At 44.4% G+C, this 16884-nt stretch carries 20 protein-coding genes; all 20 read right to left on the reverse strand.

Translation table 11 applies throughout. From position 1 onward, the window contains the following. Nucleotides 1-26 precede the first annotated feature (26 nt). The 20 genes from fliL to trmFO all read right to left on the reverse strand — a co-directional run bounded on the left by fliL (nucleotide 27) and on the right by trmFO (nucleotide 16853). Nucleotides 27-452: a flagellar basal body-associated protein FliL gene (fliL, locus tag MHZ95_RS01985; RefSeq protein WP_255726509.1), complete on the reverse strand. Its 426-nt coding sequence runs from the start codon at nucleotides 450-452 to the stop codon at nucleotides 27-29. Next, nucleotides 442-663, reverse strand: coding sequence for a flagellar FlbD family protein (locus MHZ95_RS01990; RefSeq protein ID WP_239389180.1), 222 nt, complete (start codon nucleotides 661-663; stop codon nucleotides 442-444). Before MHZ95_RS01990 ends, fliL begins: the two co-directional genes overlap by 11 nt. An 80-nt stretch (nucleotides 664-743) precedes the next feature. Further along, entirely contained in the window at nucleotides 744-1568 is an 825-nt protein-coding gene (gene flgG, locus MHZ95_RS01995; RefSeq protein WP_239388822.1) for a flagellar basal body rod protein FlgG, read from the reverse strand. A gap of 85 nt (nucleotides 1569-1653) precedes the next feature. Further along, nucleotides 1654-2034 (reverse strand): TIGR02530 family flagellar biosynthesis protein, encoded by a 381-nt coding sequence (locus MHZ95_RS02000; protein WP_239388823.1) that lies wholly within the window; start codon nucleotides 2032-2034, stop codon nucleotides 1654-1656. Between the two features lie 19 nt (nucleotides 2035-2053). Further along, the gene (flgD, locus tag MHZ95_RS02005) at nucleotides 2054-2701 is read right to left on the reverse strand and encodes a flagellar hook assembly protein FlgD (protein WP_239388824.1); all 648 of its coding nucleotides are present in this window, start codon (nucleotides 2699-2701) and stop codon (nucleotides 2054-2056) included. A 2-nt stretch (nucleotides 2702-2703) separates the two neighbouring features. Then, complete coding sequence (locus tag MHZ95_RS20955) at nucleotides 2704-4107, reverse strand: flagellar hook-length control protein FliK (protein ID WP_239388825.1); 1404 nt, start codon at nucleotides 4105-4107, stop codon at nucleotides 2704-2706. Between the two features lie 30 nt (nucleotides 4108-4137). Continuing rightward, nucleotides 4138-4737: a MotE family protein gene (locus tag MHZ95_RS02015; RefSeq protein WP_239388826.1), complete on the reverse strand. Its 600-nt coding sequence runs from the start codon at nucleotides 4735-4737 to the stop codon at nucleotides 4138-4140. A 4-nt stretch (nucleotides 4738-4741) separates the two neighbouring features. Continuing rightward, complete coding sequence (gene fliJ / locus MHZ95_RS02020; RefSeq protein ID WP_239388827.1) at nucleotides 4742-5194, reverse strand: flagellar export protein FliJ; 453 nt, start codon at nucleotides 5192-5194, stop codon at nucleotides 4742-4744. After that, on the reverse strand, nucleotides 5194-6528 hold the full coding sequence (fliI, locus tag MHZ95_RS02025; protein WP_239388828.1) for a flagellar protein export ATPase FliI: 1335 nt from the start codon (nucleotides 6526-6528) through the stop codon (nucleotides 5194-5196). The genes fliJ and fliI overlap by 1 nt, the downstream gene beginning before the upstream one ends. Beyond that, nucleotides 6525-7304, reverse strand: coding sequence for a flagellar assembly protein FliH (fliH, locus tag MHZ95_RS02030; protein WP_239388829.1), 780 nt, complete (start codon nucleotides 7302-7304; stop codon nucleotides 6525-6527). The genes fliI and fliH overlap by 4 nt, the downstream gene beginning before the upstream one ends. Then, nucleotides 7288-8301, reverse strand: coding sequence for a flagellar motor switch protein FliG (gene fliG, locus MHZ95_RS02035; protein WP_239388830.1), 1014 nt, complete (start codon nucleotides 8299-8301; stop codon nucleotides 7288-7290). Before fliG ends, fliH begins: the two co-directional genes overlap by 17 nt. 16 nt (nucleotides 8302-8317) lie before the next feature. Next, entirely contained in the window at nucleotides 8318-9907 is a 1590-nt protein-coding gene (gene fliF / locus MHZ95_RS02040; RefSeq protein ID WP_239388831.1) for a flagellar basal-body MS-ring/collar protein FliF, read from the reverse strand. 55 nt (nucleotides 9908-9962) lie between these two features. Continuing rightward, nucleotides 9963-10271 carry a flagellar hook-basal body complex protein FliE gene (gene fliE, locus MHZ95_RS02045; RefSeq protein WP_239388832.1) on the reverse strand — a complete coding sequence of 103 codons (309 nt, stop codon included), beginning with the start codon at nucleotides 10269-10271 and terminating at the stop codon, nucleotides 9963-9965. A 24-nt stretch (nucleotides 10272-10295) separates the two neighbouring features. Continuing rightward, the gene (gene flgC, locus MHZ95_RS02050) at nucleotides 10296-10757 is read right to left on the reverse strand and encodes a flagellar basal body rod protein FlgC (protein ID WP_239388833.1); all 462 of its coding nucleotides are present in this window, start codon (nucleotides 10755-10757) and stop codon (nucleotides 10296-10298) included. A gap of 2 nt (nucleotides 10758-10759) precedes the next feature. Continuing rightward, complete coding sequence (gene flgB, locus MHZ95_RS02055) at nucleotides 10760-11155, reverse strand: flagellar basal body rod protein FlgB (RefSeq protein WP_239388834.1); 396 nt, start codon at nucleotides 11153-11155, stop codon at nucleotides 10760-10762. A gap of 315 nt (nucleotides 11156-11470) precedes the next feature. Then, entirely contained in the window at nucleotides 11471-12247 is a 777-nt protein-coding gene (gene codY / locus MHZ95_RS02060) for a GTP-sensing pleiotropic transcriptional regulator CodY (protein WP_239388835.1), read from the reverse strand. 98 nt (nucleotides 12248-12345) lie between these two features. Then, on the reverse strand, nucleotides 12346-13746 hold the full coding sequence (gene hslU / locus MHZ95_RS02065; protein WP_239388836.1) for an ATP-dependent protease ATPase subunit HslU: 1401 nt from the start codon (nucleotides 13744-13746) through the stop codon (nucleotides 12346-12348). After that, nucleotides 13743-14285 (reverse strand): ATP-dependent protease subunit HslV, encoded by a 543-nt coding sequence (gene hslV / locus MHZ95_RS02070; protein ID WP_239388837.1) that lies wholly within the window; start codon nucleotides 14283-14285, stop codon nucleotides 13743-13745. Before hslV ends, hslU begins: the two co-directional genes overlap by 4 nt. 12 nt (nucleotides 14286-14297) lie before the next feature. Then, on the reverse strand, nucleotides 14298-15197 hold the full coding sequence (gene xerC, locus MHZ95_RS02075; protein WP_239388838.1) for a tyrosine recombinase XerC: 900 nt from the start codon (nucleotides 15195-15197) through the stop codon (nucleotides 14298-14300). Nucleotides 15198-15542: 345 nt separating this feature from the next. After that, the gene (gene trmFO / locus MHZ95_RS02080; protein ID WP_239388839.1) at nucleotides 15543-16853 is read right to left on the reverse strand and encodes an FADH(2)-oxidizing methylenetetrahydrofolate--tRNA-(uracil(54)-C(5))-methyltransferase TrmFO; all 1311 of its coding nucleotides are present in this window, start codon (nucleotides 16851-16853) and stop codon (nucleotides 15543-15545) included. Nucleotides 16854-16884: the final 31 nt, after the last annotated feature.

The raw sequence follows: 16884 nt of genomic DNA on the forward strand, positions 1-16884 counted from the left end.
TATATGATTTGTTATTGCATAAATCGTCATTGGATAATATAGGAGACGATATACACTTTTTCAATTTGGCCTTCTTGCATCAGCGGATCTAACTGCGATTTGATTGCATCCTCAAATGCCTGTTTCCCGACCTTCCCTTCCAAGTCTTTCGACGTCATCTCGGACAATTCTTGGATGACCATATTTTTCACTTGAAAATCGCGTTTGGCCAGTTCAGCTGCCGCTTTTTTATTGTCCGTCTGGATTTTCAAGGAAATCCGGATGAACTGATTGCCCGCCAGATTCGTCGTAATCTCTTCGACATCGACAGAAGACTCGATGATTTCATCGATTGTCGGTTCTTTATCCGAATCCCCTTTTGTCATTTGTGTGACCAGTATGAGTGCAACAACGCCGACAAGTGTAATACAAACTAAGATGATCAGGGATATGGTCAACACTTTATTCTTCATGTTCTTCACCTCGGATATGCGGATTGGATAACAGCTGGACCGCCTGATAAAATTCTATAATTCGGCTGTGCACTGCTTCAGCCGTATCAAGGACGACATATTTCGTACCTGTCGTCAAGGTAATGGTCGTATCTGGAAACGTCTCTACTTTTTCTATGTACAAGGCGTTCAATGTGAACACCGTGCCATTAAGGCGTGTAACTTGAATCATATGTAAGGGGCCGGGCAGCAAGAGCCGGCCCGGCCCTCCTTTTCTAGTGAAATCATACTAACTTAGTAGATAAAATTAGATCATCGTTTTAGGTTGACAAGCTCTTGAAGGATTTCGTCTGAAGTCGTGATGATCCGTGTATTTGCTTGGAAACCACGTTGTGCCACGATCATTTCAGTGAATTCTTCAGCAAGGTCGACGTTGGACATTTCTAGGGAGCCAGATTTGATAGCTCCAAGTCCTTCTTCAAGTGGTGTCATATCCTCAGATGGATTACCGGAGTTTGCCGATACTTGAAAGTAGTTTCCTCCTACTTTTTCAAGCCCTCCAGGGTTATTGAATTTCACTAAAGAAATTATCTGCGGATCATCATTTAATTCGCCATCTACAACAAAATTCACAGCGCCATTTTGTCCAATTGAGAGCGAAGTTGCGTTAAGCGGAACTATAATCTGTTCCCCTTCTGTGTCCAATAGAAAACGCCCCTCACCATCAACGATTCTCGCTTCTTCGGCATCGTCGCCTTCACCTTTATCTAAGTAAAAATTTCCTGCTCTTGTAAAAAGTACATCCTCTTCATCCTCGCCATTTTGAACCCGGAAGTATCCATCCCCTTCAATCGCAAGGTCTAATGTATTCCCTGTATATTGCGTTGAGCCTCCTCCATGAATTGTATCAATGGCGGCAATTTGTGAACCTAAACCAACTTGTTTCGGATTAACTCCACCGCGATTATCTGTTGGCGCTGATGCTCCCGCCACTGTCTGCGAATACAAATCCTTGAAGATAACCCGTCCTTTTTTAAATCCATACGTATTGACATTCGAAATATTGTTCCCGATGACGTCCAGTTTTGTTTGGAAGTTCCGAAGTCCTGAGATTCCTGAGTACATTGAGCGTAGCATATTACTGTTTTCCCCTCTCGGTTTTTAAGTGTAGCCGCGTCTATCAGTCGGCGGCTGATGGCATCCTGAACAGGTCCTGCCATGATTAACTGAGCACGATTGTGCCGTCGATGTTTGTAAACAACTGATCTTTCGCTTCCATGCGATCCATCGCTGTAATGACGGTGGCGTTTTTGGCGCTGACGATAAGTGCAGCTTGTTCCATCAAGACGAGCGATTCTTTGATTCCTTTCGATTTCGCCTCGTTCACCTTGTCTGTGATGTGTGCCCATTCGGCTTCCGATATATGAATATTCCGTTCCGCTAATCGGTCGGATGCATGCTTGCTGATTTTCAATGCAGCAGGTTGCATTGCTTCATTCAGATGGTCGAGAAACGCTTTGGTCGGGCTTTGTGTGAGTTGCGGCGCTTGTCCTTGGCGTACGAACGGTTGCGATGGAATGCGATGGAGGTTTATGTTATCCATGTCATCGCTCCGATCTCCGTTATTGGCTGATTGATGTAAAAAGATCGCCGCTAATGCGACTGCCGTCTTCTAAAATATATTGCAGCTTCCCTTCTTTATTGGACACGGAGACGACCCTTCCGGACTTTTCTTCTTCTCCATCCATATAACCGACTGTCTTGCCGATTAACATGCTTGCCTCGACAAGACTATTCGTATTCCCCGAACTTGCAAGCACTTCGGAAATATTGCCGGGTGTCAATTCCTTGCCATTTTCCAGTGTGAATACAGCTGAACCATTAACGAATTTAATGGAAGTGATCTTGCCTGTCCCTTCGTTCACAACCGGTTTACCATCCTCTCCAGTTTCCTCCGTTATTTCATGCCAACGGATATCCTTACCGACAAAGTTATTGTATTGGATCAGTTGTGATTGATTTTGCGCTTCTGCAAATTTCTCAAAGGACTTTGATAGATTCATTGTCTGTTCAAGCGCGGAAAACTGTGCCATCTGAGCAATGAATTCATTATCTTTCATCGGGTTTGTCGGGTCTTGGTTTTGCAATTGGGCGATGAGCAATTTCATGAAATCATCTTTACCTAGCGTCCCGTCACCTGTTTTTCGCTCATCACGTTGCTTATTGATCAAAAACATGGAATCCGTAATTTTCTGTTGGCCTTCAATCATCGTTACACCTCCAGTTCTATCATATATTCTTGAAAGGTCTTATCTTCTTCGCTGTTTTGGTTATGCTGTTGTTCAGCTTCTTGCTGTTGCCTTCCAAACTGTTGGTTAAAGGCTTGCTCGCGATCATTTCTTGCAGTATCTTGAAGCGTTTGTGAAATGTCAATGCGATCGATTTGAATGTTTTGCTGGACGAATGCTTGTCGTAATTGATGCAATTGACTATCCAACATCTCTTTCCCAAGAGCTGTCGATGCGAGAATACGTGCAGTCATGACGCCGTTCGTTTGCAATAATTCAATCCGGACTTGTCCAAGATGTTCCGGATACAATTTAATGAGTAACCGGTTCGTCCCGCCGGTCTGTCCAAAATTGGAGCGTTTGAAAATCGTTTGCATTTCACGGATCAAGGCTTCGCTTCGTGTATGATTTTCCAGTTCCGTAACAGCGAATTCACCTTTTGCTACTGCAACTGTTCCAATTGTGCTGTTCACAGCTTGCTGTGATGTTTCTTTGGATTGATTTACACTCGTCAAAGAATCTTGACCCACTTTCATAGTCGTTTCGTCCAACACTTTTTGAGATGAACTGGTCGATAGTGGGCTAGTTTGTTGTGTCGTCTGACGGATCGTTTGTTTTTCGCCATTTTCTACGGATCCATCTTCCTTCATCGATTGGCTTGCATCAATCCGGGCGGTTACCCTTACCGGATGCATCTGCTCCGGAAGGCTGAACAAAGGTTGCTTGCTTTGGTTTTTAGCGTGTAAATTTGTTTCAACCTGTTCCCTCGCTGCCGACAACTGAATTTGCAAGGCAAAAACTTGCTGTTCTTGCTTCAAAAGCAAATCGGTTTTCGGTGCGATCAACTCCATAGCCTTCAATAGTGTCAACAATTCTGCTGCTTGTTGTTTGGAGATGGCACCTTTCCCTCCAAGAGCATCCGTCAAGTCTTTGAAAAAAGTCGGGGCGATCTTATCAATCCTATCCAACACCGTCCATACATCGGACAAGTTAACAAGTTCCACTTCACTCTGTCCCGCATTTTCCAGTAGTTGCGATAACGACTCCATCAACTGCTGCGTATCTAAATGAAGCTGTTCCGCCAGTTGGTTAATATCGCCAAGGTGCGTAACGGATTGGAGATTCCCCTCTTCCGATTCGTCACCTAATTCCCCGGCAATCACTTCTAACTCTTCGATCGTAGTTGCATTCAATAACGCAATGATCGTTTCATCTGAAGTTGTGTCGTCAACTGGCTGTACGTCAGACATGTTTGCTTGTGGATTGTTAACCGCTAAACTTCCAAATACAGATCCAAACGTTTGCCCAGATGTTTGGCTTGTCTGTACGTTCGTAGTCTTATTTTGTACATGCATACCTATCATTGTTTGTAATGCTGCGATATTCACTTAGTCACCTCCCTTCAAAATGGCTTCATCTCATCTGGTCATCATCGTCGTATATTTTGCTGCATCCTCCGGTGACATTTTTTCTAAAATAGCTGCTAGGTCATCCGGCTTCAAACTCGTCAGAATTTGGATCGCTTCGGCATCATTCATATTCGTAATAACAGGGGCTGCTGATTTAGCGGACATTTGTTCAAAAGTCCGGACAATTTCTGCAAACTGCTTAGTCGTATCTTCCTTTTCACGTTGGAGCTTTTCAATTTCTTCAAGTAGCTTTTCCTGTTCCATGAGCAGTTGCTTCTTTTCGTCTGAAGACTGATCGAGTTGCTGCTGTAATTTGAACAGTTGGGCTTCTTTTTCTTGAATCTCGGCTTGAAGTGTGACCACTCGCTCTTCCGATACAAGTTCCGTTTCTTCGGGCTTATCATTTTGTTCCGAGCTGAATGGCAACTTGCTGGACCACTCTTTCGCCTTGTCAAACACGTTGATATCCGCCACTTGTGCAATGATCAGGAAAACCGCCGTCGCGAATAGCAAAGGGATAATGACTAAAAGCAGTATCGATTGAAAAATGCCGCGGGATGTCCTTTTTTCCTTAGCGGTCATTTCCGTAGATTGTTTTGTTCGTTTCACCACATTACCACCCGTTTTCTCTTCTGCGGAACTTCATTGTCGACAATTCATCGAGCTCGATTGCTTCTAGTTGTTTCATCTCAGCGCGATGATGTTCACGATCTTTTTCTTTCATTTTCTCAAACTTCTTCACTTCAAGCGATTTTTCCAATAGTTTGTTCTCATACCAATTCATTTTTGAACGGGCTTGGATCACTTCTTGTTGCAAGATGGCAATCCTTTTTTCCAAACTGTCGATGAACCGGGCATAATGATGAATTTCGTTAACCGAAAAGCCCGTGCTCATTTTCTCTTGCTGTTCTTGAAGGACATCTTCTTTCTTTTTCAGCAAATCGTATAGTTTTGTAGCAACCGTCTCAAATGCTTGAATAGATGCTTTGAATGCCGCTTCGGTTTCCGTCTTTTCCTGCTCTCGGTAGGTCAATACTTTTTCGAAGCGATAATGATAAGGTTTCATCAGTTTCCGCCTCCCGTTCCAAGCGAAACCAGTTCTTCGATCGTATCTTCCATGGAAATATTATCTTGGAAACTTTGCTTTAAGAAATTGGTGATCAACGGCTCATATTCGATCGCTTGGTCGATTTCCCTCGACGTGCCTCTTTTATAAGCCCCGATATTGATCAAGTCCTCGGATTTGTCATATGTGTAATACAATTCCCTCAATCGTTCTGCCGCCTTAATATGTTCCGGATCAGCAATATGGTTCATCAAACGGCTGACACTTTTCAAGACATTAATCGCCGGATACTGCCCTTTGTTGGCAAGTGTCCGATCCAATACGATATGTCCATCCAAAATCCCACGCACGGCATCGGCAATCGGTTCATTCATATCATCGCCATCGACAAGAACCGTGTAGAATGCTGTAATGGCACCATGCTCGTTTGTGCCTGTCCGTTCTAGCAACTCTGGTAAGATTGCAAAAACAGAAGGCGTATACCCTCGTGTTGCAGGCGGTTCGCCGACGGCCAGTCCAATTTCACGCTGCGCCATCGCAACCCGGGTGACAGAGTCCATCATGAGCATGACGTTCATCCCTTTGTCACGGAAATACTCGGCGATCGCCGTTGCTGTAAACGCCCCTTTGATGCGCATCAAAGCCGGTTGGTCGGATGTTGCTGCGACGACAATCGTCCTACTTAAACCTTCCGGACCCAAGTCCCGTTCGATGAATTCACGCACTTCCCGGCCACGTTCCCCGATCAGTGCGATGACATTCAAATCGGCTGTCGTATTGCGGGCAATCATGCCGAGCAATGTACTTTTTCCTACACCAGAACCTGCAAATATGCCGACACGTTGACCATTTCCGACCGTCAGCATGCCGTCGATCGCTTTTACACCGACAGCGAGTTTTTCATTGATCGGTGGGCGCGTCAGCGCGTTTGGTGGATTTTGTTCAGTCCGGACCGTCGATAATCCTTTTGGCAACGTGCTGTTATCGATCGGCCTCCCCATCGAATCCAACACTTTGCCGATTAAGTTCATGCCGACCTTCACCTCTAAAGGTTTCCCAAGACTTTCGACAAGGCAACCGCTAGATATATTGCGGATATTCGTATAGGGCATCAGGATAACAATTTCCTCCCTAAAACCGACAACTTCCGCTTGGATGATCGAATCTTCTTTTCCCGCAGCATTTAAATGGATATGACAGACATCACCAATCGAACTTTCCGGCCCTTGTGATTCAATCATGAGGCCGACGACACGGGCAACCCGACCGAATTTTTTAAACGTGTTCACTCGTGGAATAAATTCAGTTAAGTCTGCCGCTTTTTTCATCGTCATTCCCCACTTTCCATGATTTCGACAAGTTTCTCCCTTAATTCGTTCAATTGTTCGTCTATGCTTACGACGATCCGGCCATGATTCGTTTCGATATAGCAATCCGTCGCCTCGAAATTTTCGTTCACAAAAATTAAAAAGGGAACGTCCGGAGGAAAGATGGATGCGAGCTCTGTCCGATTATCCGAGACAAGTTCAAAATAATCCAGTGACACATATAATTTAACTTCTTTCATTTCACGTGCTTCTTTCAACGCCCTTTTGACGAAGTCCAAATAGCTCTCCGGGTCGGTTTGAAGCGTGTGTCCCATAATTCGTTCCGCTGTTCGCATCGCGAGTTCTAGAATGATCCGTTCTTGACTTTCCAAGTATTTTTGTGCATTCGTATAGGCCAATTCAGTTGCTTCATTGGCGGTTCGAATGGATCCAGCCATATCGGATAACACTTTGTTATGCCCTTCCTCATAGCCGACTTGAAAGCCTTCGTCATAGGCTTGTTGTTGTAGGCTGACTTTTTCATCTTCCCAGGCAGCTTGCATGGATGCGATATCTTCAGCGGCTGTTTGCCTCATTTGCTCGATAAGCATTTTGTCCTGTTCAATCGATTTATGGGCATCTTGTAATAGTCGGTCCCTTTCTGCCATTATCGCTTCCAGAGTCGTCTCATTCTTCGTTTCCACCTGTTCCGGCACTGTTAGATTACGAATCGAAATCTCTTTCTTGTTTCCGTTTTGCATAATCGTATGATAAGAGCGGAATACATTAGACAATGACGTCATCTCCTCCACCACGGGCGATGATGATTTCTCCGGAATCTTCGAGTCTGCGGATAATACCGACGATACGAGATTGCGCTTCTTCGACATCTTTCAAACGGACAGGTCCCATGATCTCCATTTCATCTTTAAACGATTCCGCCATCCGTTGGGACATATTCCGGAACAATACTTCTTTGACTTCTTCACTGGAGACCTTCAATGATAGAATCAGGTCTTCGTTTTCACAATCTCTGACAATACGCTGAATGGAACGGTTGTCCAATGTCACAATATCCTCGAACACGAACATCCGCTTGCGGATTTCCTCGGCCAGTTCCGGATCTTGAATTTCAAGTGCATCCAGAATTGTTTTCTCTGTCGATCGATCCACGCCATTCAGTACTTCTACAACAGCGTCCACCCCGCCTGTTTCCGTATAATCTTGTGTAACAGTGGATGATAGCTTGCGCTCCAATACCGCCTCGATTTCACTGATCACTTCCGGAGATGTCGAATCCATCGTTGCGATTCGTTTCGCAATATCCGCTTGCACTTCTTGAGGGAGAGACGATAAAATCATTCCGGCTTGCTCTGCCTCCAAATAGGACAAAATGAGTGCAATCGTCTGCGGATGTTCATTCTGGATGAAATTCAAAATTTGTCCTGGATCTGCCCGTCTCGCAAAATCAAAGGGCCTTACTTGTAATGAGGATGTGAGTCGATTGATGATCGCTTGTGCATGATCTTTTCCAAGTGCTTTTTCGAGGACCGTTTTCGCATAGCCGATTCCCCCTTGGGAAATATAATCCTGAGCAAGTGCAATATTATGGAACTCCTCGATGATCTCTTCTTTCACAGACGCCTCAACTTTTTTTACGCCTGAAATTTCAAGCGTCAGGCGTTCTATCTCTTCCTCGCTCAAATGCTTATAGACGGATGCGGATACTTCCGGACCGAGGGATATGAGGAGAAGCGCCGCTTTTTGTTTACCGGTCATTCCTTTTTCTTTCTTTACCACCATTCATCCCTCCCTATCATTCCTCGGCCAGCCATGTACGCAATAGCTTCGCAAACTCTTCCGGCTTTTCTTTTGCCATCTTCTCAAGTTGTTTTCTGCGAAGTGTCCCTTCCGTCTCCATATCTTGATTGATATCGTCCACGTCGAGTTCAACCTGCTCCTCGAGAATCAGCTCTTCTTCCGTCTCTTGTGCTTTTCTTCTATTACGGACAAATAATACGAACAGTACGATGATAATGAGTAACAGTGCCCCACCTATCACATATACCCACCACGGGATAACGGATTCCGTTGCCGGAGATTCAACCACTTTTCCGTTGAACGGTTGAACAGAGACGTAAATCTTGTCATTCAAGTCTTCATCTGTTAATGTGCCCGCCGCTTCTTTGTCAATCGATGTCCGAATAATCGTTTCCAAAATCCGTTCGACATCCTCCTGTAACCCTGCTGGCATCGATGCAGCATCATCCGCTACAGGTGGTTCCACCATGACCTGGATCCCGATATCCCTGATCTTGTAAGGACTTTCGACAATTTCTTTCCGAATCCGGTTGACTTCATTGTTAACCGTCTCTTCCACTCTTTCATAATCCCCGTTGGCAAATGTCCCTTCCAAATATCCTGTACGGTTATCGGTCGGGTCTTCCGCTTCCAGTCCTCCACCTGCTACCGGTCCATTGCCTGTAAATGTTTCCGTAATGCGTTGGACGCTAAGCGCGATCCCTTCCATACTTTCTTCATCGACAGGCGCGACAAGGGATTCTTCGCGATTTTCATGTTTAAAATCGATATCCGTCGTTACAGATACGACGACCTTATCCGGCCCCATCATCGTGCCAAGCATCATCTGTACTTGGCGTTGCAAATCACGTTCGATCGTCTTTTTCACCGTCATCTGGTCCGCGATACTCGGTCCATAAGCATTATGACTTGTGTTCAAATCGTAATACTCGAAATACTGATTCATGATGCTAATGTCATCTGTCGACAGATTCGGTATACTTTTGGCTACAAGATGATAAAGTCCAGTAATCTGTTGCTCGGTGAATTGATGTCCCGGATCGATCGTCAACCGGATGGCGGCACTTGCCTGTTCTGTACTATTGCTAAGAAAAACGCTTTGCGTCGGCAATGTAATCATCACACTGGCATCTCTTACGCCTTCAAAACCTTTGATCAAGTTAGCAAGTTCCGTTTGCATCGTATCTAACTTGATCATATTGAACTCGTTATCCGTCGTGCCAAATCCTGCATTTTCGGCGAAAAAGGAATAATCAATTGTCCCTGAATTCGGAAATCCTTCGGCTGCAAGTGTCACGAGCAAATCATCTACACGTTCACGCGGGACAAGGATTGAAGTTCCGCCAGGCGCTATTTGACTTGGCACGCCTTGGCTATCCAGCTGCTCTTTAATACGGCCGATTTCCGCACGGGATACGTCTGAATAGAGTGGCACATATTCCGTTCTGGACAGAAAAAATGTCAGGAATGCAGCAAGCGCGATGATTGCGGCGGCAGAACTGATATAAGTGATTTTTTGTTTTTTTGTACGACTCGACCAGAACTGCTTCATATCCGTTCTGATTTTCGCCAATCTTTCATTCATTGTAATCCCCCGGTCAGCTTCCATAATTCAATATCCATACTCACTATGACTGTTCTTAAACTGGCATTCTAATAATTTCCTGATAGGCCTCTATTACTTTATTACGCACTTCCATTGTTGCATTCAATGCGATGGATGCTTTTTGGGAAGCAATCATTACATCATGCAATTCGACGTCTCCGCCCATCACAAGCTTTTGCGTCATTTGATCGGATTCAAATTGTTTATGATTGACTTCTTGAATCGCCTCTTTCAAAAACGTTCCAAAACTTTGTTGTGCCTCGTACGGCGTCGGCTTCACTTCATTTCCCGCTTTGATTACGCCTGCACTTGGTGTTTGACCGTAAATGGATTGTATGGCCATCTAATCAGCATCCTTTCAAAATTATCATTTGCCAATTTCCAATGCTTTCATAAGCATCGACTTATTGGCATTCAACACGGTGATATTCGCTTCATAAGAGCGAGTAGCGGACATTAGGTCGATCATTTCCCTTAACGGGTCGACATTCGGCATTTCGACATAGCCTTCCTCATTGGCATCAGGATGGTCCGGATCGAAGACAAGTTTAAATGGCGTTTCGGTATCCTCTTTAATACTTGAAACCGTGACGCCATACCCCACCGAACCTTTTATTTGTTTTCCCATCGCCGCATTCAGCATGGATGAAAATTGCCCTTCCCGCGGTTGGAATGAGACGGTTTTCCTACGATAAGGCTGCCATTCCCCTTCTACCATCCTACCTCGCGTTGTATCGATATTCGCCATATTGGATGAAATGACATCCATCCGCATACGCTGCGCTGTCAATGCCGAAGCTGACGTGTTTAAACTATGGAATATTGTCATCTTTAACGTCCCCCTCCTTTAATGACATTTTGTAACGTATTGAATTTCCCGTTGATCCGATCGACAAGTGCATTATAGTAAATCTGATTGGCAGCGAGATCCGCCTGCTCCTTATCCATATCCACTCCATTGCCATCTTGTCGATAACGCAAATTGCTATAGTTAAAAACACCTGCGTGTTGCGAAGTTGATTTAAAAGGAAGATGTCGCGGATTGGTACGATACGCTTCTAAAGTAGTGGATTGCACATTCGACAAAACATCCTTAAAACTGACATTTTTTGCTTTATAATTAGGCGTATCAACATTCGCGATGTTTTGGGAGATGACTTTACCTTTTGTAGCGGAAAAATCTAAACCGCGTTCCAATTGGGAAATCGTTGATCCGTAAATATTCATAATTCACCTCATATTTTTGCTGCTAGCAAGTTCTCTCACAATACTAGTAAACTAGTTTCAAACATATGTATACATTGTAGCGGATTTTGTAGAACCTTGTCTATTGTCTATACCCATTTTTCGTTAGGGCTAAATCTCCTTTTTCTGTGACAATTTAAAGGATTTTGGATGGACGTAGGTCTTTTCTCTCTTAATTCCACGTCTTAACATTCCTAATAGAGGTACTTCCAATCATTCCAACCCATGTTATGAAATCCCTAATTTAAAAAGACACTTCCTCCTATTTTCGGAAGAAGTGTCGAATGTCCCACACTGTTATGATCTTTGTTTTTCCAGTTCACCAAGGAACTTGCTATTCAGCACTTTAATATATGTCCCTTTCATACCGAGGGAGCGTGATTCGATTACACCAGCACTTTCCAACTTACGCAATGCGTTTACGATAACAGAACGCGTAATTCCTACACGGTCTGCAATTTTAGATGCGACAAGCAATCCTTCATTGCCATCCAGTTCGTTGAAAATATGTTCGATTGCTTCGTGCTCACTATAAGAAAGTGAGTTGATCGCCATCTGTACGACCGCCTTGCTGCGCGCTTCGATTTCAATCTCTTCTGCTTTCTCACGCAGGATTTCCATACCGACGACCGTAGCCCCGTATTCAGCAAGAATCAAATCATTTTCTTCAAATTCTTCTTTCAATCTTGACAAGATAAGTGTGCCAAGTCGCTCCCCGCCCCCGTTGATTGGGACGATTGTTGTTAGACCATCCTTGAACAGATCACGATTTTCCTCTGGGAATACCGTATGTGCACTGTACACATCCAAGTTCGGAGACGTTTCATGCACCTCAAACAGTTTGTTTGTATAATCCTCTGGAAATTTACGCTCTTCCAGCATCTTTTTCATACGTTCGTTTTCAATTTGTTGATGGATACCCATTCCTAACAATTTCCCTTTACGGCTTACGATGAAAGCATTACATTCAATAACATCGCTGAGCTTGTCAGCCATTTCCTTGAAGTTTACCGGTTTCCCTGCTGATTTCTGAAGCATAGCATTAATTTCGCGTGTTCTTGCTAACAATGACATATTACTTTTCCTCCTCAAAATAAGTACGTACTGTAGAATGTTTCTTTTAATGAATATTCTAAAGGTTTTCAATCATTAAATAAACTAAAACGATTCGATTAAAGTATAAATTGTGACAAGTCTTTGTTTTTTGCGATGTTTTTCAACTTTTCATCGACATATGCAGGTGTGATTTTAATGGCTGTCGGTCCGATATCAGCCGCTTCATACGACAGTTCTTCCAATAACTTCTCCAAAATCGTATGGAGGCGACGTGCCCCGATATTTTCGGTCTCGTCATTCACCTCAAAAGCAATTTCTGCAATTCTGCTGATCGCTTCGTCAGTGAAGTCCAAAATGACGCCTTCCGTTTCGAGCAATTTCTCATATTGTCGGATCAACGAGAAATCCGGTTCATTTAAAATCCGTTCAAAATCTTCTTTCGTCAATTTATCTAATTCGACACGAATTGGGAAACGGCCTTGCAGTTCGGGGATAATATCGGATGGTTTCGCCATATGAAATGCACCCGCTGCAATGAAAAGAATAAAATCCGTTTTAACGGCTCCATATTTTGTGGTGACTGTAGATCCTTCTACAATCGGCAAAATATCCCGCTGCACACCTTCACGTGATACATCCGCCGAAGAACCATTGCCACCCCGACTAGCGATTTTATCCATCTCATCAAGGAAGATGATCCCGGATTGCTCCGTCAATTCGATGGCACGTCTTGCGACTTCATCATGATCGATCAGTTTGTCAGCTTCTTCCGCCTCAAGTACTTTTCTCGCGTCTTTCACTTTCATTTTGCGCTTTACCGTTCTTTTCGGCATGAGCGAGGATAATGCATCTTGCATATTCGCTCCCATCTGTTCCATACCCGATCCTTGCAGAGCATCAAACATCGACGGCGGTTGTGTAGAAACTTCCACAGTTACCATTTTCTCCTCAAGCTCGCCGGCCTTCAAACTTGCGGCAATTTCCGATCGTTTACGCTTCACTTCGGCAACTTCTGCAGCGTCAGGCTCTTCTTGATCCATTTTTTGTCCAAATAGCATTTCGAATGGATTTTGCATGCCGCTTTTCTTCTTCTTTTCTGGAACAAGCAGTTCAACAAGGCGTTCTTCAGCAAGCAACGAGGCGCTTTCTTTTACCGCTTCTCGCTGTTCCGCCCGAACAATACGGACACCTGCTTCCGTTAGATCCCTGATCATCGACTCGACATCGCGTCCGACATAACCGACTTCAGTAAACTTTGTCGCTTCCACTTTTACGAAAGGGGCATTGACCAATTTTGCAATTCTTCGGGCAATTTCAGTCTTCCCAACACCCGTCGGTCCAATCATCAAAATGTTTTTCGGAATGATTTCACTTTTCTCTTCATCCGCAAGCAGACTTCTTCTGTACCTATTCCGGATTGCCACAGCGACAGCACGCTTTGCATTTTCTTGTCCGACGATAAACCGATCGAGATGCGCAGTCAATTCCTTCGGAGTCAGTTCTTGTCTTTTGGTCATTCCAGTACCTCCACTATGATCTGATCGTTTGTGTACACACAGATTTCCGCAGCGGTTTCAAGAGCAGCCCGTGCAATTTCCTGCGCCGTCAAAGTGTCGCCACTATACTTTTTCAGCGCCCTTCCGGCAGCCATCGCATAATTCCCACCAGAACCGATCGAGAGTATACCGTCATCAGGTTCGATCACTTCTCCTGTTCCAGATATGAGAAGAAGGCTATCCTGGTCCATCACAAGCAGCATTGCTTCCAGCTTCCTAAGGATACGATCTCCCCGCCACTCTTTTGCAAGTTCGACAGAAGCACGTTGAAGATTCCCGTTATACTCTGTCAACTTTCCTTCGAACAATTCAAACAATGTGAAAGCATCTGCGACCGAACCCGCAAACCCGGCCAACACCTTGCCGCCAAACAATCTGCGGACTTTTTTTGCAGTATGTTTCATGACCACTGCATTCCCTACTGTCACTTGCCCATCGCCCGACATGGCACAAGAGCCTTTGTGGCGAATCGCAAAAATCGTCGTTGCATGGAATTCCATCTTTTCAACCTCCTATGCTCGTGGGTGCGTATTCATATAGGTTTTTCTTAAATGCTCTTTTGTTATATGCGTATACACTTGAGTAGATGATAAGTGCGTATGCCCCAGTAATTCCTGAACAGTCCGCATATCAGCGCCACTTGCCAACAGATGAGTGGCAAATGAATGGCGGATCATATGCGGGTAAATGTTGGAATGAAGTGTTGCACGTTCCATCATCATATTTAATATATGCCGCACCCCGCCATCCGTCAGTGGGTCACCTCGCAAATTGACGAAAAGTATGTCATGTTTTTTCTGTTTCACCAATGATGGCCGACTTTGCTCCAAATATGCATCAAGCGCAGTTTGTGCAAAACTTCCAAATGGGACATACCGTTCTTTTCGCCCTTTCCCCATGACCATGACGATACCAAGTTGCTCATCGATGTCCTTCAAAGTGATCGATGTCAACTCACTGACCCGTATTCCAGTTGCGTAGAGCAATTCAAGAAGCGCTTTATCACGTAATGACTTCTTATCATTCCCTTCGCAGGCTGAAAATAAAAGGGCCAGTTCTTCCTCATAAAAAAAAGCGGGTAGCCGCTCTTCTTTTTTCGGGTGATGGAGTGAACGAAACGCATGATCGGAAATCTGATATCGGGCACTAGCAAATTTGAAAAAAGATCTGATGGATGAAATATTCCTTGAAATCGACGCCCTCGATAACCCCTTATCAAATAATCTAGTTACATAGAGTCTTGCTTCTGGATATGTGACATCATTTAAATCCGTCATCCCTTCAACTTCCATAAAGTTTAGGAAAGCATTGATATCTGTTTCATATTCGGATACGGTGTTGAATGAATAATTTTTTTCCAAGCGTATATACGAAATGTATTCATCACGGATGCTAGAAGGTTCTACCGCCAAACGTTTCACCCCCAAAACGAAAAGCTGATTGAATGATAACAATATTGCGAGTCTTTGAAACGCCGGTGCTTTTACACCATGTTTGTAAGCGAAGTAAATAACTTCAAAATAACGACTAATCCGGATATTCAAAAGTCATCCACGATTCACTATACAATATTTGAGTACCTATCGGCAACTTTCACCTCTTCAGAAGTCAGACCTCTATCAGTTTTTTTCCATTTTCGACACAAAATGTTCAAATTACAAGAAATATATGGGGATTCGACACCCTTTTTGTCGGAAAACAGCGAAAAAAAGGGGTCAAGGTAACACTTTCCCCTAACCCCTTTTCAGATTTCTCTTTTAGACGGTTACTGAAGATTGAAATTCGGCGATTGCCTGTAATGCTCGTTCAGCATGTTTTTCTGCACGTTCCACTTTTGACTTGATCCGCTCCCCAAGATCCGGGAAGAGACCGAAGTTGATGTTCATCGGCTGGAAGTTTTTCGGATCGGCTTCCGTAATATATCTTGCCATACTGCCAAGTGCCGTTTCATGCGGAAATAGAACGGTTTCTTTGCCAAGTGCCACATTCGCTGCATTGATACCTGCGATAAGTCCGGAACCGGCCGATTCAACATAACCTTCGACTCCCGTCATCTGACCCGCGAAAAATATGTTCCGATTGGACTTCAATTGGTATGTCGAATCTAGTACCCGTGGCGAATTGATGAATGTATTTCGATGCATGACACCATAACGGACAATTTCCACGTTTTCAAGACCAGGAATGAGGTTGATGACTTCTTTTTGGGCTCCCCATTTCATATGCGTTTGGAATCCGACGATATTATAAAGGGTTCCTGCCGCGTCATCTTGCCGCAGTTGAACAACCGCCTTGTATCGTTTTCCGGTTACCGGATCTTCAAGTCCAACCGGCTTCAACGCTCCAAATAGTAACGTTTTCTCACCACGTTGCGCAAGCACTTCAACTGGCATGCAGCCTTCAAAGTAAATCTCTTTCTCGAATTCCTTCAACGGTACGACTTCAGCATCCACTAACGCTTGATAAAAACGTGCGAATTGCTCTTCATCCATCGGACAGTTCAAATAAGCCGCTTCCCCTTTATCATAGCGGGATTTCAAGAAAACCTTCTCCATATCGATAGAATCTTTTTCGATGATCGGTGCTGCTGCATCATAGAAATATAAATACTCTTCACCTGTCAATTTGCGAATCTGCTCTGCCAATGCCGGCGAAGTGAGAGGGCCTGTTGCGATGACCGTTATTCCCTCCGGCAGTTCAGTCACTTCTTCGTTGACAATCTCGATGAGCGGATGATTGCGGACCCGCTCCGTCACATTTCCTGCAAACTCATGACGGTCGACGGCCAATGCCCCTCCTGCCGGAACAGAGCATGCATCTGCCGCATCGATGATCAGCGAATTGAGTCTTCTCATTTCTTCCTTAATGATTCCTACTGCGTTCGTCAAATTGTTGGCACGCAATGAATTACTGCAAACAAGCTCCGCAAACTTGTCCGTGTGATGCGCTGGCGTTTGTTTTACCGGCCTCATTTCATATAAACGGACATTTACTCCACGATTGGCAATCTGCCACGCAGCCTCGCTTCCTGCAAGCCCTGCGCCTATGACATTTACGATGGGTGTCATCCCATCACCTTCTTTCTAAATCACTTATTGT

It is taken from the genome of Sporosarcina sp. ACRSM (assembly GCF_022346545.1).
Taxonomy (GTDB): domain Bacteria; phylum Bacillota; class Bacilli; order Bacillales_A; family Planococcaceae; genus Sporosarcina.

What these genes read in the sequence shown, in the direction of transcription:
- fliL (WP_255726509.1), bottom strand. Translation starts at nt 452, where the DNA reads ATGAAGAATAAAGTGTTGACCATATCCCTGATCATCTTAGTTTGTATT.
- MHZ95_RS01990 (WP_239389180.1), bottom strand. Translation starts at nt 663, where the DNA reads ATGATTCAAGTTACACGCCTTAATGGCACGGTGTTCACATTGAACGCC.
- flgG (WP_239388822.1), bottom strand. Translation starts at nt 1,568, where the DNA reads ATGCTACGCTCAATGTACTCAGGAATCTCAGGACTTCGGAACTTCCAA.
- MHZ95_RS02000 (WP_239388823.1), bottom strand. Translation starts at nt 2,034, where the DNA reads ATGGATAACATAAACCTCCATCGCATTCCATCGCAACCGTTCGTACGC.
- flgD (WP_239388824.1), bottom strand. Translation starts at nt 2,701, where the DNA reads ATGATTGAAGGCCAACAGAAAATTACGGATTCCATGTTTTTGATCAAT.
- fliJ (WP_239388827.1), bottom strand. Translation starts at nt 5,194, where the DNA reads ATGAAACCTTATCATTATCGCTTCGAAAAAGTATTGACCTACCGAGAG.
- fliI (WP_239388828.1), bottom strand. Translation starts at nt 6,528, where the DNA reads ATGACGATGAAAAAAGCGGCAGACTTAACTGAATTTATTCCACGAGTG.
- fliH (WP_239388829.1), bottom strand. Translation starts at nt 7,304, where the DNA reads ATGACGTCATTGTCTAATGTATTCCGCTCTTATCATACGATTATGCAA.
- fliF (WP_239388831.1), bottom strand. Translation starts at nt 9,907, where the DNA reads ATGAATGAAAGATTGGCGAAAATCAGAACGGATATGAAGCAGTTCTGG.
- fliE (WP_239388832.1), bottom strand. Translation starts at nt 10,271, where the DNA reads ATGGCCATACAATCCATTTACGGTCAAACACCAAGTGCAGGCGTAATC.
- flgC (WP_239388833.1), bottom strand. Translation starts at nt 10,757, where the DNA reads ATGACAATATTCCATAGTTTAAACACGTCAGCTTCGGCATTGACAGCG.
- flgB (WP_239388834.1), bottom strand. Translation starts at nt 11,155, where the DNA reads ATGAATATTTACGGATCAACGATTTCCCAATTGGAACGCGGTTTAGAT.
- codY (WP_239388835.1), bottom strand. Translation starts at nt 12,247, where the DNA reads ATGTCATTGTTAGCAAGAACACGCGAAATTAATGCTATGCTTCAGAAA.
- hslU (WP_239388836.1), bottom strand. Translation starts at nt 13,746, where the DNA reads ATGACCAAAAGACAAGAACTGACTCCGAAGGAATTGACTGCGCATCTC.
- hslV (WP_239388837.1), bottom strand. Translation starts at nt 14,285, where the DNA reads ATGGAATTCCATGCAACGACGATTTTTGCGATTCGCCACAAAGGCTCT.
- trmFO (WP_239388839.1), bottom strand. Translation starts at nt 16,853, where the DNA reads ATGACACCCATCGTAAATGTCATAGGCGCAGGGCTTGCAGGAAGCGAG.